The following is a 14,348-nucleotide window of genomic DNA, read 5'->3' as shown; positions in this document are numbered from 1 at the left end:
CATCAGTCACCGTCGTTGGCATTGAAGCCCAGTTGGATGCCCAGCGCCTTGGCCAGCTCGCCTTCGTGCAGGCGGTGAACGACGTTGAGGCTGTCGTAGAGATCGTTGAGTTGCTGGCGACCGGCGTCGTCGTTGAGCATTTCGGTCAACGAGCGCTGGTTGCTGGCGAACAATTTCAACGAGGCGGCATAGGCCGCGTCGATCTTGTCGGCCAATGGCTTCTGCTCGCTCGGCAACAGGCCGCGCAGGCCTTTGTTGTCGACACCTTCCCACACGGTTTTGGCGGCGGCCAGGCTGGCCTCCAGGGCGGTCAGGGACGACTGGCTGCGCCAGGCATCGGCCTGGAACGGTTGCGGCACGCCTTTGCTCTGGCGGCCCATCGGCGTACCGAGCTTCTTCTTCAAGGTATCGAGGGCGGTGACCTGCACGCGCAGCAGATCGGCGATCGCTTCGTGGGAGTCGGCGTAACGCTGGTTCGGGAACTTGCTCATCTGCGCGAGCATGCCGTCGGTGTTGTTCCAGCTTTTGAGAATTTCTTCAGCCAGTTCTTTCTGGCGCTCGCCAATGGCGATCAGCAGTGGGCAGTACTTGGTTTTTTGCTCGGCATTGGCCACATCAGGCTTGCTGTCGAACAGGATGTATTCGTAGGCCGACAGGCCTTGAACCACCACGCTGGACTTGGCCAGGGCGGCGGCATCGATCTGCGGTTGAGCGCTGACCAGTTGCTCGACCTGGCGGCCGACCAGGTTCTTCTTGTCCGGCCAGAATTGCACCTGCCAGGCACGGTTACCCTCGGCCAGTGGACCGATCAGCAGCGGTTGCAGCTCGGCCCAGGCTTTTTGCGCGTGCAGGAAGTCGGCGCGGGCGGTTTCCAGGTTGGCCTTGCCTTCGCAGTAGGCGAGGGCGCTGACGGCCAACTGGCGGTCTGCTTCAACCCAGCGGGTGTAGGTCGGCAGAATCACTGACTTGGCGATCGCCGCCGAGGTGACGGCTTGTGGGTCCTGCGGCGAGCAGGCGCCCAGGGCTAGCGCGGCAAGGCTGGTGAACAACAATTTGGGACGGAACATGTCGGGCTCCCGCGGGAAGATGCGTATTAAAGGGAATTCAAGAAGGCCAGCAACGCAGCGCGCTGCTCGGCATTGAAAGACAAAACCTGTTGCTGCGCCGCTTTTGCCTCGCCGCCATGCCAGAGCACGGCTTCGAGCAGATTGCGGGCGCGGCCGTCATGCAGGAACTGGGTGTGGCCACTGACGGCTTCAGTCAAACCGATGCCCCATAACGGCGGGGTACGCCAGTCGCGGCCACCGGCCTGGAATTCAGTGCGGTTGTCGGCCAGGCCGTCGCCCATGTCATGCAGCAGCAGATCGCTGTACGGGCGAATCACTTGATTGGCCAGTTCAGGTTCGGCGGCGTTGGCGGCGGTGGTGTACTTGGGTGTGTGACAGGATTGGCAGCCGGCCCGGTAGAACAGGTTCTTGCCGGCCAGCACTTGAGGCGTGCCGACATCGCGGCGCGCCGGTACGGCGAGGTTGCGGGTGTAGAACAGCACCAGGCGCAGGATGTTGTCGCTGACTTCCGGCTCGCCATCGGGGCCGTTGCCACTTGGTGCCTGCTTGCAGGCCGCTTGCGCCTCGGTGCAGTCGTCAAAGGGTCTCAGGCCGGTGGTGAGGCCCATATCACCGGAAAACGCGTGCACATTTTGTTGATTTAGGTTCGGCTGCCCGGCTTTCCAGCCAAATCGCCCGAGCACGGTTTTCTGCTGCACGTCATCCCAGACCCGGTTCGGGCGTCCGGCGATGCCGTTTTTCGCTTTAGCCTGCGCGTGCGCATTCGCCAGGATGGCCTCTTCAGGAATGGCCTCCAGCAAGCCCAGGCCAATCATCGGCGGTGCCACACGTGCCGAGAATCGCGTGTCGGGGTGCATCGGGCCGTAGTTCAGCTGGGTGATGTTCAGGCTTGGTTTGCGCAGTTCGACCTCGGTGCCGTCCTTGAAGCGAACCATTACCGGTGTGTAATCGACCCGCACTTTGCCTTCCGGCGTGACGCCGGGCACGGCCATGTCCTGGAACTGCCCGCCATAGACGGGTTCCGGTACGACACCCTGTTGCTCGATGACCTTGGCGTAGGCCGGGGTGTCGGGAATCGACAGGCGTACCAGCATCGACACGGCATTTTGCGCATCGGGCGCCGGCGGGTGACCGCGGCCGTCCTTGATATGGCAGCCCTGGCAGGCATTGGTGTTGAACAGCGGGCCGAGGCCGTCGCGGGCGGTGGTGGTCGAGGGAGCGATCACCCAGGGGTTGCGAAAGAAACTGTTGCCGACGCTGAAGTCCACGCGCCGCGACGGCGGCAGGTTGGCGGAGGGCAGCGAAAAGGCGTTCTGATCGGTCTTGCGCACGGTCGTGCCACCGCCGGAGCGGGCTTCACCGGGTTCGGCCTGGGTGAACTTCGGGGCGTCATCGCAGGCACTCAGGCCCAGGGCCAGCAACAGTGCGGACAAGCGAAGAGGCAGCGAGGGCATCAGACATCCTGCAAGACGAGCAAAACAAGGGCGCAAAGTCTAACAGGGGATGGGAATTTGAATAAGAGGAATTATCGTTTGCTTGATTTGGAGCAGGGTTAACCTGCAATCCTCGATCCCCTGTAGGAGCGAGCCTGTCGAATCGTCGCACCGTCGCAATGGTCGTTAACGATGACGCTGGAAGCCTGACACCCTGAGTCGCTCTCAGGTTCATCGCGAGCAGGCTCGCTCCTACAGGGGGGCGGTGTTGGGCAGGCATGAAAAAGGCGACCCGAAGGTCGCCTTTTTCTTAGCCAGCGTTGATCAGAACTCGTGATCAGCGTTGTCCGGGTTCAGGTCGCTGATACCCAGTTTGCCAGCGGCGGCTTCGATCGAACCGGTCTGCTTGACCAGGGATGCGATGGCGTCACGGACGATCTGGTTACCGGCGGTGTTGCCGGCAGCGATCAGCTGGTCGTAGTGCTCACCCTTGTTGGCGTGGTCGACGATGACCTGCATCTTGGCTTCGGTCGCAGCCAGATCGGCTTTCAGGGCGGTGTCTGCCGCCGGATCGACCTTGGCCACCAGGGACGACAGGCTGGCGCCGGTCATTTTGGTGCCGTCGACACGGGTGTATTCGCCCAGGTACACGTTACGCACGCCTTTGGCATCGTAGAACTGCGAGTTGTGGGTGTTGTCGCTGAAGCAGTCGTGTTCGTCTTCCGGGGAGTTGGCTTCCAGGGAAACCTTCATGCGCTCGCCCGCCAGTTCGCCCAGGGACAGGCTGCCCATGCCGAACAGCATTTTGCGCAGGCCGCTTTCAGCCGGTTCCGCTTCCAGGGTGGCGCGGTAGTTGTCGGCCACGTTCGGCTTCCAGTTACCGACCATTTCTTCCAGGTCGCTGACCAGCAATTGAGTCACGGACTTCAGGTAGGCACGGCGGCGATCGTTGTGACCGCCGGTGGCGCCTTTGCCTTCCAGGTAGTCGGAAGCTGGACGGTTGCCGGCGCCAGGGCCGGTGCCGTTCAGGTCCTGGCCCCAGAGCAGGAATTCGATGGCGTGGTAGCCGGTGGCGACGTTGGCCTCGGAACCGCCCAGCTCGTTCAGGCTGGCGAGTTTTTCCGGGGTGATGTCCTTCACGTCGACCTTGTCTTCGCCGACCTGGATTTGAGTATTGGCGATGATGTTGGCCGTGGCGCCAGGGTTACCCAGTGCGTGCTCGTAGGATTTGTCGACGTAGTCGATCAGGCCTTCGTCCAGTGGCCAGGCGTTCACCTGACCTTCCCAGTCGTCGATGATGGTGTTGCCGAAGCGGAACACTTCGCTCTGCAGGTAAGGAACGCGAGCAGCGATCCAGGCGGCCTTGGCGGCTTTCAAGGTGTCGGCGTTCGGCTTGGCGAGGAAGGCGTCGACGGCGCTTTGCAGGGTTTTCGCGGTGGATTCGGCATCGCTGTAAACAGCGAAAACCATGTCGGCATAATGCGCGACAACGGCTTTGGCAGCCGCTTCGTCGACCTTGCTGGCAGCGGCAGGTGCAGCGGCTGGAGCGGCCGGGGCTGCGGCAGTGCTGGCCGCTGGCGCAGGAGCGGCCGCTTTTTCTTTGTCTTTGCCTTCACCGCAACCGGCGAGGGAAATTGCGATGGCCAACAGACTGGCGGTAGCCAGAGGCATACGAATCATGGCGAACATCCTGCTTCGAGAGGGGGTGGTATAACGCGTCCGGCGCGCAAAACTGCCACATAATGCAAATCTTTCGCATTATGTGTAAAGGGTTGTGGTTGGAAATATTTCTTATTCACGGAACGATCGCGGCATCGTTGCATTCTTTGTAGGAGCCAGGCTTGCCGGCGAACCAGGCGATGCGGTGTGTCAGTCAGGCCGCCTTCGCCGGCAAGCCTGGCTCCTACAAGGGGGTTTACAAGATAGCGGCGTTACTGCGCTGGGCCTGCTTCAGGTAAGCCACCAGCTCCCGGGCCGGCAGGGGCTTGCTGTAGAAGTAGCCCTGACCCTCGTGGCAGCCTTCGGAGATGATGTAGGCCTCCTGCTCCAGGGTTTCCACGCCTTCGGCGATCACCTGCATGCCCAGGCTCTTGCCCAATTGGATGATGGCGCGAACGATGGTTGCGTCGTCATCGTCATCGAGCAGGTCCTGGACGAAACTCTTGTCGATCTTGATCTTGTCCAGCGGCAGGCTTTTCAGATAGCTCAGTGACGAATAACCCGTACCGAAGTCGTCGATCGCGATCAGCGCACCGGAGCGGCGCAGGCTGAGCAAATGCTGGGCGGCGGTGCTGATGTCTTCCATCAGGCCGGTTTCGGTGACTTCCAGCTCCAGGCTGCGCGGAGGCAAGCGATACATCTGCATCAGGTTGTTGATCACCCGTGGCAGCTCGGCGTGGTGCAGCTGCACGGTGGAAAGATTCACGGCCATGCGCATGTCGCTGAAGCCCTGGTCGTGCCAGTCGCGCAACTGCTTGCAGGCCTGGTCCAGCACCCATTCACCGATGGCGATGATGGTGCCGTTCTGCTCGGCCAGCGGGATGAACAGGTCTGGTGGTACCAGCCCATGGTCGGGATGCTGCCAGCGGATCAACGCTTCGACGCCGACCACCCGGTGATCGCGATAGCTGATCTGCGGTTGGTAGACCAGGTAGAACTGGTCGCGGGCCAGTGCATCGCGCAAGTCTTTTTCCAACTCGCGGCGGCGGCGCATTTCGGTGTCGACGCTGGCGATATAGAACTGATAGCGGTTGCGCGAGCGTGTCTTGGCCAGGGTCATGGTCTGCTCGGCTTTTTGCAGCAACTTCTCGGTACTGTCGCCATCCTCGGGGAACAAGGTAATGCCGATGGTGGCGCGCAGGCGGATCTGTTGATGATCGAGGGCAAACGCCGCTTCCAGGTCATCGAGAATGCTCTGGGCCAGTTCGGCGGCTTCGTAGGGTTGCTCGATATCGGCCTGCACCAGGGCGAACTGGTCGCCTCCCAGGCGGGCGAGGGCGCCAAGGCGTCCGCTGTGCGCGCGCAGGCGATCGGCCAGGGCCAGCAGCAACTGGTCGCCGGTCTGGTAGCTGAACTGTTCGTTGATGCCCTTGAAGTCATCGAGCCCGACACACAACACCGCGACCCGGCGTTGCAGCTTGCCGGCATCGACGAGGATCCTGTCCAGCTGTGTTTGCAATTGCTGGCGGTTCGGCAGGCCGGTAAGGAAATCGTACTGGGCCATGCGCAACAGGCTGTTTTCCGCTTCGTGGCGCAGGTGGGTGTTGCGCTCGATGGATTCGAGCAACTGGTTGGCGGTGTTGATCCACAGCCCCAGTTCGTTCTTCTCATGGCCCTTGAGCAATGGAATCTTATGCTCGCTGGGGCGGTCGGGGTTGATTTCGGTCAGGTGTTCGATGATCCGCGACAGGGGTTTGGTCAATAGCCAGTGATAGACCAGGTACAGCACCAGGCCCATTGCCATGGCACGCAGTACCCCGGAAATGAAGATGATCACCGAACTGACGATGAAGCCCTTGCCGTAGGTGGCGGTGTCGAGGGTGATGCTCAGGTCGCCGTAATACTCGCTGTAAGGCCCGCGTCCCACCAACTGGGTGGTGAAGGTGCGTTCCTTGCCGAGGATCAGGTCGGTCAGCCAGCGACTGCTGGAGTGCTGCAGCTCACGGGATTTCTGCGCCAGCATGGCCTCGTTGGGATGGCCAATGGACGCCTGACGAACCGCATCATCCTGAAACAGGCCTTCGATCACCTGCATGCCCATTTCCCGGTCCAGGCTGTAGACGGCCTGGGTCGAGGGGTCGCGGAACATGTCGAGGATGCGTTCGGCATCACCGGCGACGGCCTGGCGGGTTTTATAGGCATCGAACACGATCTGTGCGCAGCTCAAGACCACGCCGACGATCAATGCCGACAGGAGCACGACCCGGAGCAACTTCACCGACAAGCTGTTCTTGAGTTCCAGCTTCAAAGGGTAATTCCTTGTTCCGTGCGGGTAGCATCAAGTTGCCATGAGTATTGGCAATCCCGTGATGGCAGTCAAAGGGACAATCCATCCTGCGGAATTTTGCCTGCAGCTTGGCCGATTTGCTGTGTCTGGGGCAATTGCCCGATCAGTAATGTGTCGGTAGTCGAGTCCTTCAACTTGAGGGGAATTGGGACAAAATTTCCTTTCGTTAGATGTTAGACGGCTGTGGCGTTGAGGCAAGGTGCCGGGCGCTGCTTTTGGACTGGTCGCTCGCCCACAAAAAAGGCGACCCCCTGCGGGAGTCGCCTTGGCTTCAACTACGGTTGTCGCCTATTCCGACAGTTTGTAGGCAATCACATAGTCACCCTGTTTGGTGCCCAGCGAACCGTGACCGCCAGCCACGACCAGCACGTATTGCTTGCCGTCCTTGCCGGTGTAGGTCATCGGCGTGGTTTGCGCGCCTGCCGGCAGGCGACCTTCCCACAGTTGCTTGCCGTTTTTCACGTCGTAGGCACGCAGGTACTGGTCGAGGGTGCCGCTGAGGAAACCGACGCCGCCAGCGGTGGTGAAGGTGCCGCCCAGGCTCGGGACGCCCATGCTCAGAGGGATCGGAACCGGCGAGCTGTCACGCACGGTACCGTTCTTGTGCATCCAGATTTTTTCATGGGTGGTCAGGTCGATCGCGGCCACGTAGCCCCACGCTGGCGCCTGGCACGGCAGGCCCATTGGCGACAGCAAGGCTTCGAGCACCACGCCGTACGGCGCGCCCTTGTTTGGTTGCACGCCTTCGGTTTCGCTCTTGCGCGGTCCTTGGGCGGCGATTTCGGCGGCCGGGATCATTTTCGATTTGAACGCCATGTAGCTCGGGTTCACGAATGCGATCTGACGCACCGGGTCAACGGAGATACCGCCCCAGTCGAACACACCGAAGTTGCCTGGATACACGATCGAACCCTGCAGCGACGGCGGGGTGAACGGGCCGTCGTAGCGCATGGATTTGAAGTCGATCCGGCAGATCAGTTGGTCGAACGGCGTGACGCCCCACATGTCGCGCTCTTGCAGCGGCGGCGGCATCAGGTTCAGGTCGGATTTCGGCTGCGTCGGCGAGGTGTGGTCGCCTTCCACCGCGCCTTGCGGCACTGGCACTTCGTTGATCGGCACGATGGCCTGGCCGGTGCTGCGGTCCAGCACGTAGATGCTGCCTTGCTTGGTCGACGCCAGGACGGCCTGTTTCACGCCATCAGCGGTTTTCAGGTCCATCAGGGTCGGCTGGCCGCCGACGTCCATGTCCCACAGGTCATGGTGGGTGAACTGGAAGTGCCAGCGCACTTTACCGGTGGCGATGTCCAGGGCGGTCAGGCCGGCCGCGTGCAGTTCCGATTCAGGGGTACGCGCGCCACCGAACTGGTCCGGGGTCTGGTTGCCCATCGGCAGGTACAGCATGCCGAGTTTTTCATCGACCGCGAACATGGACCACATGTTCGGCGAGTTGCGGGTGTAGGTCTTGCCCTCGGCAATCGGCGTCGTATCGTCCGGGTTGCCGCTGTCCCAGTTCCACACCAGCTTGCCGGTGTGCACGTCGAACGCGCGGATCACGCCGCTTGGCTCGTCGGTGGAGACGTTGTCGGTGACATGGCCGCCAATCACCACCAGGTCCTTGGTGACCGCGGGTGGCGAGGTGGAGTAGTAACCGCCGGCCGTGAAGCCGCCGATGTTGGCGCGCAGGTCGACCTGGCCCTTGTCGCCGAAGTCTTCGCACATCTTGCCGGTGTCGGCATTCAGCGCGATCAGGCGGGTGTCGGCGGTCGGCAGGAAGATCTTGCGCGGGCAAGCGCTGGCCGGGGCCGGGCTGGCCGAACCGGTCGGGCTCTGTTCGGAGGCATACACCGCGTCATCGTGATAGGTCACGCCACGGCAGGTCATGTGCGCCCAACCCTTGAAGTTCGCCGCATTCTGCGTCGAGAGCTTCGGATCGAAACGCCAGATTTCCTTGCCGGTGTCCGGGTCCAGCGCGATCACCTGGCTGTGCGGCGTGCACACGTAGAGCATGCCGTTGACTTTCAGCGGGGTGTTTTCGGCGGTGGTTTCGCCCGGGTCGTTCGGCCCTGGCAGGTCACCGGTGCGGTAGGTCCAGGCCGGTACCAGCTTGTTGACGTTTTGCGGGGTGATCTGCGCCAGCGGCGAGTAACGGTCACCGTGGGCGCTGCGGCCGTAGGAGTTCCAGTCACCGTCGGGCATGGCCGGGGCGGTGTTGGTCATGCCCGGCACGCTGTCGCGGTCCAGTTGACCCTTGATTTCACCCGGGTTGGTGAACTGGCTGGCCAGGGCCGTTGCGCCCGCGATCACCACGGCCACGCTCAGGGCGCCGGTGCCCAGGGGGGCGGCGCCATCACGCAGCAGTGGACGACGAAACCACGGCAGCAACATGACCAGGCCCAGCGCGAACAGCATCGCCAGGCGCGGCACCAGCTGCCACCAGTCGAGGCCGACTTCCCACAGTGCCCAGACGGTGCTGGCGAACAGCACCAGTGCGTACAGGCCCAGCGCGGCACGGCGCGCGGCGATCAGCAGGAGGCCGGTCAGCGCCAGGCCGATACCGGCCAGCAGGTAGTACAGCGAGCCGCCGAGCATGCTCAGCTTGATCCCGCCGGCCAGCATGGCCAGGCCCATTAGCAGAAGCAGAATGCCGAGCAGGGTCGGCAATAGACGGCTTCGACTCAAAGCACCGTCAGTGCTCATAGTGTGGTTCTCCGTGACGTTTCAAGTGGTCCCGCGCAGGTTCACTGTAGATGACGATCCTGCGGGGGCGTGGTTCATATAAAACTGGTTGGGGCGCCGCATTCCCTTGTGGGAGCGGGCTTGCTCGCGAAAGCGGTGTGTCAGCCGACTGTAATGTTGGGTCTGATGGCCTCTTCGCGAGCAAGCCCGCTCCCACAGGTTTTGCGTAATTCTCAGAAGGACGACTGGATCTTGATCCCGCCAATCAGCGCGTCATCGACCTCGTTCACGCCACCGGGGTGGCGGATGTATTGCAGGTTCGGGCGCACTGTCAGCCAGTTCGTGACGTGCACGCCGTAATAGAGTTCGGCGCTGTATTCGGTGTCCTGAGGTGGCAGGAAGGCCGGGTTGTCGTAGTCAAAGACTGCCTTGGCTTGATTGCTCGCCTGGGCATTCTTGCGATACGCCGGGTTGACGTGCACGCGGGCCATGGCAAAGCCGATGTCATCCCTGGCACGGGCGTCGAACAGGCCTTTGTAGACGAGGCCAGCCTGGACATAGTTGTCGATGGCGTTGGTCTTCTTGTCGTGCATCGTGCCGTTGGCGAACAGGCTCAGGCCACGGGAATGGTCGCTGGCGATGCTGGTGACTTGCTGCTGCAGGCCGAGCCACACACCGTGCTTGCTCGATGCGCTGCGGTAAGCCTCGCCACTCAGGGCGGCAGGCTGGCCGTTGCTGTCCTTGTAGACATCCTTGGCGTCGGCGTTGCTGTAGTAATAGCCGGCACGGTATTCACCCGGCAGACCGTTGAGCTTTGGCGTCCACACCAGTTCCACCGGCAGGATTGCCCCTTGGGTGCCGCTGCCGCTGAGCTTGAAGCCGTTGTCGCGGTCGAGGTTCGACGGGTTTTGCTCATAGGCGCCGACCTGCGCGTACAGCTCCGGAGTCAGGTGATACTTGACCCGCAGCGCCCACTGGCTGACGGGCCAGTTGTACCAGATGTCGCCCACCCAGTTGCCGACCTGGGAGCCGCAGAACGCCAGGTTCTGGAAGTCACAGGGAAAGCTGTTGAAGTCTTCGCCTTCGCCGAAGCGGCCGACCTTGATGTCGAGTGTCTGGTCGAAGAATTTCTGCTGGTACCACATCTGCGTCAGGCGCGTGGTCTGGCCACGGCCCCAGACTTCCTGCGCCGAGGTGAATCCGCCGACCCGCGGGTCGTTGATCCGGTCGTTGCTGATGTTGTTGCCGCTGCGTTTGGTGATGGTCAGCTGGAACTCGGCGTCGTCCCAGCCGAGGATTTTCTGCAGGTCCAGGTGAGTGCCAAGCGCGAACTGATCGCTGTAGCGAGCGGTGCGATCGTGGTCGTAGCCGCCATGCAGATTGCTGCCCATTTCGCCGGTGTAGTCGATCTTGAAGTCGTAGCCCTTTGCCAACAGCTCGCTGCGGGTGCCGTTCCAGTCACCGAGCATCCACGGTGAGTCGCTGTCGAAGGCGGGCGCCGCCTGGCTAGCAATGGCGAGGCTCAAAACGCTAAGCCCGGCGAACAGGCTCAAAGCTTTTTGGCGAGTGAAAGACGTAAAGACAGCGCTGTCTTTCGAAAACTGTAAATCAGGCATAGGGAAGAAATTCTTGATCTTTTTCTGGGGAATGAACTGAAAGCAGCAGGGTGACGCGGGCAGCGGAAGCGTTTCAGCTGGGACGGGCGTAAGGATAATGTTCTGTTACAAATAGAGAAAGGGCTTTTACTGACAAGCTGCCTTTCGAAATCGGTAACAGTAGGCGCAGATCACCTACATTAAACACACAGCACACAGAGCGCTTCCCCCGAGCGAAGCCCTCGGCTAAGGTGCGCGCCTTCTGCATTTCCACTTCGCCCAAAGGCCTGGCATGAACGAACACAACCCCGATCCGCTGCACGGCGTGACCCTGGAACAGATCCTCAATGCACTGGTGACCCATTACCAATGGTCGGGGTTGGCCGAGCGCATCGATATCCGTTGCTTCAAGAGCGATCCGAGCATCAAGTCGAGCCTGGCATTCCTGCGCAAGACGCCGTGGGCGCGGGAGAAGGTCGAGCGCCTGTACGTGAAACTGATGCGCACCAAGCGCCCGGTCTGAGCATGGGGCAGCCGACTGCCGCACGGCGGCGTTTTGTGGCGGGTGCCGCGATCCTCGGTTGGGCGGGATTGAGTATTCAGCTGTACCTGATCCTCTATTCACGCTGGAGCATCGACGCCAGCCTGATGGGCGGGTTGCTGAGTTTTTTCAGCTTTTTCACGGTGTTGAGCAACACCCTGGTGGCGACCGTCCTGACCTGCGAATGGACCTCCCGGGAATCGTCGTTGCGGCGCTGGTTTCTACAGCCATGGGTGAGCAGCGCGGTGGCGGTGAGCATCGCCGTGGTCGGCCTTGGCTACAGCGTATTGCTGCGCCATTTGTGGCACCCCGAAGGCTGGCAGTGGCTGGCCGATGAGCTATTGCATGACGTCATGCCACTGCTCTTCCTGGGCTATTGGTGGTGGTGCGTCCCCAAAGGCACGTTGCGCGTCTGGCACATCGGCCTCTGGGTGATTTACCCGCTGCTGTACTTCGCCTACTCGTTACTGCGCGGGCATGTACTGGCGGTGTATCCGTATCCATTCATCGATGTGGACAAACTGGGTTATCCACAGGTGTTCGCTAACGCCGGCGGGCTGCTGGCGGGTTTTGTGCTGATTGCGCTGATCGTGATCGGGCTGGATCGCCGCGCTCACTCGTCGTCGCTGTCGTCCAGGCGCCAGTAGCCGACCGCCTTGACGAACTGTTCGTCCAGCCCATGCTGGTCCAGCAGCACCCGGCGAATCTGCCGTGACATTTTGCTCTCGGTCGCCACCCACGCATACAGGCTGCCACCGGGCACCGTCAGTTGTTTCACGGTGCTCAACAAGTGGTCCTTGCCACCTTCGCGCAGCACCCAGATCACATCGACCTGCGCCGCACTTTCCAGCTTTTGCTGCTCGGCGCCGTTTTCCACTTCAATGACCACCAGTGCCCGCCGATTCGCCGCCAGGCCTTCGAGGCGTCGGGCGATGGCGGGCAGGGCGGTCTCGTCGCCGATCAGCAGGTAGCTGTCGAAGATATCCGGCACGATCATCGAGCCCCGGGGCCCGCCGATGTGCAGGAACTGCCCGGGTTGAGCCTGTTCAGCCCAGGTCGAGGCAGGGCCGTCGCCGTGCAGCACGAAATCGATATCCAGCTCCAGGGTTTCCAGGTCGTACCGGCGCGGGGTGTAGTCGCGCATGGCCGGCATCGGGCCGTTGTCTTTGCCGGCGCCGAGCACCAGGGTCTGCAGCGCCGCCTGTTGCTCCGCGTTTTGCGGGAACAGCAGTTTGACGTGGTCGTCGGTGCCGAGGCTGACGAAGCCGGCGAGCTCAGGGCCACCCAGGGTAATGCGGCGCATGCGCGGGGTCAGGTCGACGACGCGCAGCACCTCCAGACGACGGCGTTTTATTTCATGCATGACGCGGTGAATGGTTTGGGAAGGCACGATTACTTCAGTCATACGGCGGGCTCCTGGGCAGATTGAACGGCGGGGCCGTCGACAATGGCTTTGGCGGTGTTGTTGAGCAGGGTGGCGACGCGCTGGATTTCTTCGGCGCTCCAGCGGCCGTGGTGCAGTTGCAAGGCATGGCGCAGGTTATGCACAGCCTCGTGGATTTGTGGCGGGCGATCATGGCCGCGCAATGAACGCTTGCTGACGTCGATGCGTGTGCGCACGCCTTCCAGGGCAATCGCTTGCTCGCTTAAAGACAGACGTCCGGCGTCGGTCACGCTATAGCGTTTTTTTCCGCCTTCGGCATCGCCCTGGATCATTTCACTTTCTTCCAGAAAGGTCAGGGTGGGGTAGATCACCCCGGGGCTGGGGCTGTAGGCGCCGTCGAACATGCCTTCGATCTGGCGGATCAGGTCATAGCCGTGGCAAGGCTGCTCGGCAATCAGCGCCAGTAGCAGCAATTTCAGGTCACCAGGGGCGAACACCCGTGGGCCGCGGCCGCCGCGTTCGCGGCCGGGACGTTTTTCGAAGCCGTCACGGCCGTCGCCGTGTTCGCGGTGGGGGGAATGATGGTCTCTCATCTGCGTCCTCTCTCGTCGTGTTTAGATACAACGTAAGATATATCTTAAGAGAAAGCAAACACGATGGATCGGTGGTCAAGGGGGTGGTTTGTAGGAAAGCCCGGGCACGTTGCGGAAATCCGCTCAAGGAGATTTAGAGCTATTAATCTAATCGGGCATTTGGTATTTATATATAAGTGTCGACACGCCCGGAAATAAAGGACTTTATTCCTGTATGTTTTTTTAGTTAAAACTGTATGTAGTATGGTTCTTACGGTCAAATAGTTTAAAACTAATATTGTGAGGTTTTTTCTTTCTGGTTGTAGTTCACTTTTACTACGTGTCGTGTGGAATTTACGTACTTACTTTCTTAGGAAATTGGTTGATTATTCCCTTCGTCGAAAGTTGAGCCAAATCGCCACTATTTGAGGCGATAAAAATAAAATGCCGACTTTCACATACCAATTACTCGAAAAAACAGGTACTCCACAATGTTCAAGAAGTTCGCAATCGCCGTCCCGATGACCCTCCTGGCCCTGAACGCTTCAATGGCCTTCGCTGCGGAAGAATCGCGCACCTCCATCAACATCAGCGCCACCATTCCTACCCAGGTCTTCCATGCTCAACCTGTCAACCCTGACTTCGGTAAAGATGAAACAATGGCCTACCGCCTGGCCGATGGCACCTTGGAGCCGCTGCGTGCGACTTACGATGTTCGACACACCAACGGTTCGGTCGGTGCTTATGTGGAAGGCGGCCCGCAACCGCTGTTCAACGGTAGCAGCAACATCGCGCTGACCTATAGCTTCAACGGCGTCACCTTGACCGGCGCTTCTCAGGAAGTGGTTGGCGATACCGAGTCCAACGGCGGCATGCGGGCGGATCTGGTGATCGCCGCAGCCAAACCCACTGCCGCACAAACGGGCCTGTTCACGGCCACTCCAGTCGTGATCTTCGATGCTATTCCGCGCATCAACTAAGACTGCATGACTTAAGGCTCGGCCTTATTCGTTAACACTTGCCGGTCGATGGGCAGTTACTGCCTGTCGATCGGGTTTTAACGCACTTATCCTC

The 14,348-nt window shown here is 60.9% G+C and carries 11 protein-coding genes; 3 read left to right on the top strand and 8 right to left on the bottom strand.

Annotation, left to right across the window (positions count from 1 at the left end; all coding sequences use genetic code 11):
- Nucleotides 1-2: 2 nt before the first annotated feature.
- From OH720_RS26420 to OH720_RS26395, 6 genes are all read right to left on the bottom strand, one after another.
- Entirely contained in the window at nucleotides 3-1,067 is a 1,065-nt protein-coding gene (locus OH720_RS26420) for an imelysin family protein (protein WP_272603469.1), read from the bottom strand.
- 26 nt (nucleotides 1,068-1,093) lie between these two features.
- Nucleotides 1,094-2,521, bottom strand: coding sequence for a di-heme oxidoreductase family protein (locus OH720_RS26415; RefSeq protein WP_272603468.1), 1,428 nt, complete (start codon nucleotides 2,519-2,521; stop codon nucleotides 1,094-1,096).
- A 303-nt stretch (nucleotides 2,522-2,824) separates the two neighbouring features.
- A complete protein-coding gene (locus tag OH720_RS26410) occupies nucleotides 2,825-4,180 on the bottom strand; it encodes an imelysin family protein (RefSeq protein WP_272603467.1) in 1,356 nt (451 codons plus the stop codon).
- Nucleotides 4,181-4,415: 235 nt separating this feature from the next.
- Entirely contained in the window at nucleotides 4,416-6,467 is a 2,052-nt protein-coding gene (locus tag OH720_RS26405; protein WP_008057566.1) for a putative bifunctional diguanylate cyclase/phosphodiesterase, read from the bottom strand.
- A 327-nt stretch (nucleotides 6,468-6,794) separates the two neighbouring features.
- Nucleotides 6,795-9,203: a glucose/quinate/shikimate family membrane-bound PQQ-dependent dehydrogenase gene (locus tag OH720_RS26400; RefSeq protein WP_008057567.1), complete on the bottom strand. Its 2,409-nt coding sequence runs from the start codon at nucleotides 9,201-9,203 to the stop codon at nucleotides 6,795-6,797.
- 212 nt (nucleotides 9,204-9,415) lie between these two features.
- Nucleotides 9,416-10,798: a carbohydrate porin gene (locus OH720_RS26395; protein WP_272603466.1), complete on the bottom strand. Its 1,383-nt coding sequence runs from the start codon at nucleotides 10,796-10,798 to the stop codon at nucleotides 9,416-9,418.
- A gap of 271 nt (nucleotides 10,799-11,069) precedes the next feature.
- On the opposite strand from OH720_RS26395, the gene OH720_RS26390 reads away from it, so the two are divergent.
- Nucleotides 11,070-11,300, top strand: coding sequence for a VF530 family DNA-binding protein (locus OH720_RS26390; protein WP_180205287.1), 231 nt, complete (start codon nucleotides 11,070-11,072; stop codon nucleotides 11,298-11,300).
- A 2-nt stretch (nucleotides 11,301-11,302) separates the two neighbouring features.
- Nucleotides 11,303-11,965 (top strand): Pr6Pr family membrane protein, encoded by a 663-nt coding sequence (locus tag OH720_RS26385; protein WP_272603465.1) that lies wholly within the window; start codon nucleotides 11,303-11,305, stop codon nucleotides 11,963-11,965.
- Here the strand turns inward: OH720_RS26385 and OH720_RS26380 are convergent.
- Together OH720_RS26380 and OH720_RS26375 are read right to left on the bottom strand one after the other, a co-directional pair.
- Complete coding sequence (locus tag OH720_RS26380) at nucleotides 11,932-12,723, bottom strand: siderophore-interacting protein (RefSeq protein WP_272603464.1); 792 nt, start codon at nucleotides 12,721-12,723, stop codon at nucleotides 11,932-11,934. The two genes, OH720_RS26385 and OH720_RS26380, sit on opposite strands and share 34 nt — an antisense overlap.
- Nucleotides 12,720-13,295, bottom strand: a complete 576-nt coding sequence (locus OH720_RS26375; RefSeq protein WP_008057572.1) for a PadR family transcriptional regulator — start codon at nucleotides 13,293-13,295, stop codon at nucleotides 12,720-12,722. The genes OH720_RS26380 and OH720_RS26375 overlap by 4 nt, the downstream gene beginning before the upstream one ends.
- 470 nt (nucleotides 13,296-13,765) lie before the next feature.
- Between OH720_RS26375 and OH720_RS26370 the strand changes: the two genes are divergently transcribed.
- Nucleotides 13,766-14,254: a CS1 type fimbrial major subunit gene (locus tag OH720_RS26370; RefSeq protein ID WP_272603463.1), complete on the top strand. Its 489-nt coding sequence runs from the start codon at nucleotides 13,766-13,768 to the stop codon at nucleotides 14,252-14,254.
- Nucleotides 14,255-14,348 lie beyond the last annotated feature (94 nt).

Origin of the sequence: Pseudomonas sp. WJP1 (assembly GCF_028471945.1) — a bacterium.
Taxonomy (GTDB): Bacteria; Pseudomonadota; Gammaproteobacteria; order Pseudomonadales; family Pseudomonadaceae; genus Aquipseudomonas.
The sequence above is the reverse complement of the archived record's forward strand: the minus strand, read 5'-3'. Positions and strand labels throughout refer to the sequence as shown.

Excerpts from the sequence above, each read along its gene's own strand:
- OH720_RS26420 (WP_272603469.1), bottom strand. The coding sequence starts at position 1,067 with ATGTTCCGTCCCAAATTGTTGTTCACCAGCCTTGCCGCGCTAGCCCTG.
- OH720_RS26375 (WP_008057572.1), bottom strand. The coding sequence starts at position 13,295 with ATGAGAGACCATCATTCCCCCCACCGCGAACACGGCGACGGCCGTGAC.
- OH720_RS26410 (WP_272603467.1), bottom strand. The coding sequence starts at position 4,180 with ATGATTCGTATGCCTCTGGCTACCGCCAGTCTGTTGGCCATCGCAATT.
- OH720_RS26370 (WP_272603463.1), top strand. The coding sequence starts at position 13,766 with ATGTTCAAGAAGTTCGCAATCGCCGTCCCGATGACCCTCCTGGCCCTG.
- OH720_RS26415 (WP_272603468.1), bottom strand. The coding sequence starts at position 2,521 with ATGCCCTCGCTGCCTCTTCGCTTGTCCGCACTGTTGCTGGCCCTGGGC.
- OH720_RS26400 (WP_008057567.1), bottom strand. The coding sequence starts at position 9,203 with ATGAGCACTGACGGTGCTTTGAGTCGAAGCCGTCTATTGCCGACCCTG.
- OH720_RS26385 (WP_272603465.1), top strand. The coding sequence starts at position 11,303 with ATGGGGCAGCCGACTGCCGCACGGCGGCGTTTTGTGGCGGGTGCCGCG.
- OH720_RS26380 (WP_272603464.1), bottom strand. The coding sequence starts at position 12,723 with ATGACTGAAGTAATCGTGCCTTCCCAAACCATTCACCGCGTCATGCAT.
- OH720_RS26390 (WP_180205287.1), top strand. The coding sequence starts at position 11,070 with ATGAACGAACACAACCCCGATCCGCTGCACGGCGTGACCCTGGAACAG.
- OH720_RS26395 (WP_272603466.1), bottom strand. The coding sequence starts at position 10,798 with ATGCCTGATTTACAGTTTTCGAAAGACAGCGCTGTCTTTACGTCTTTC.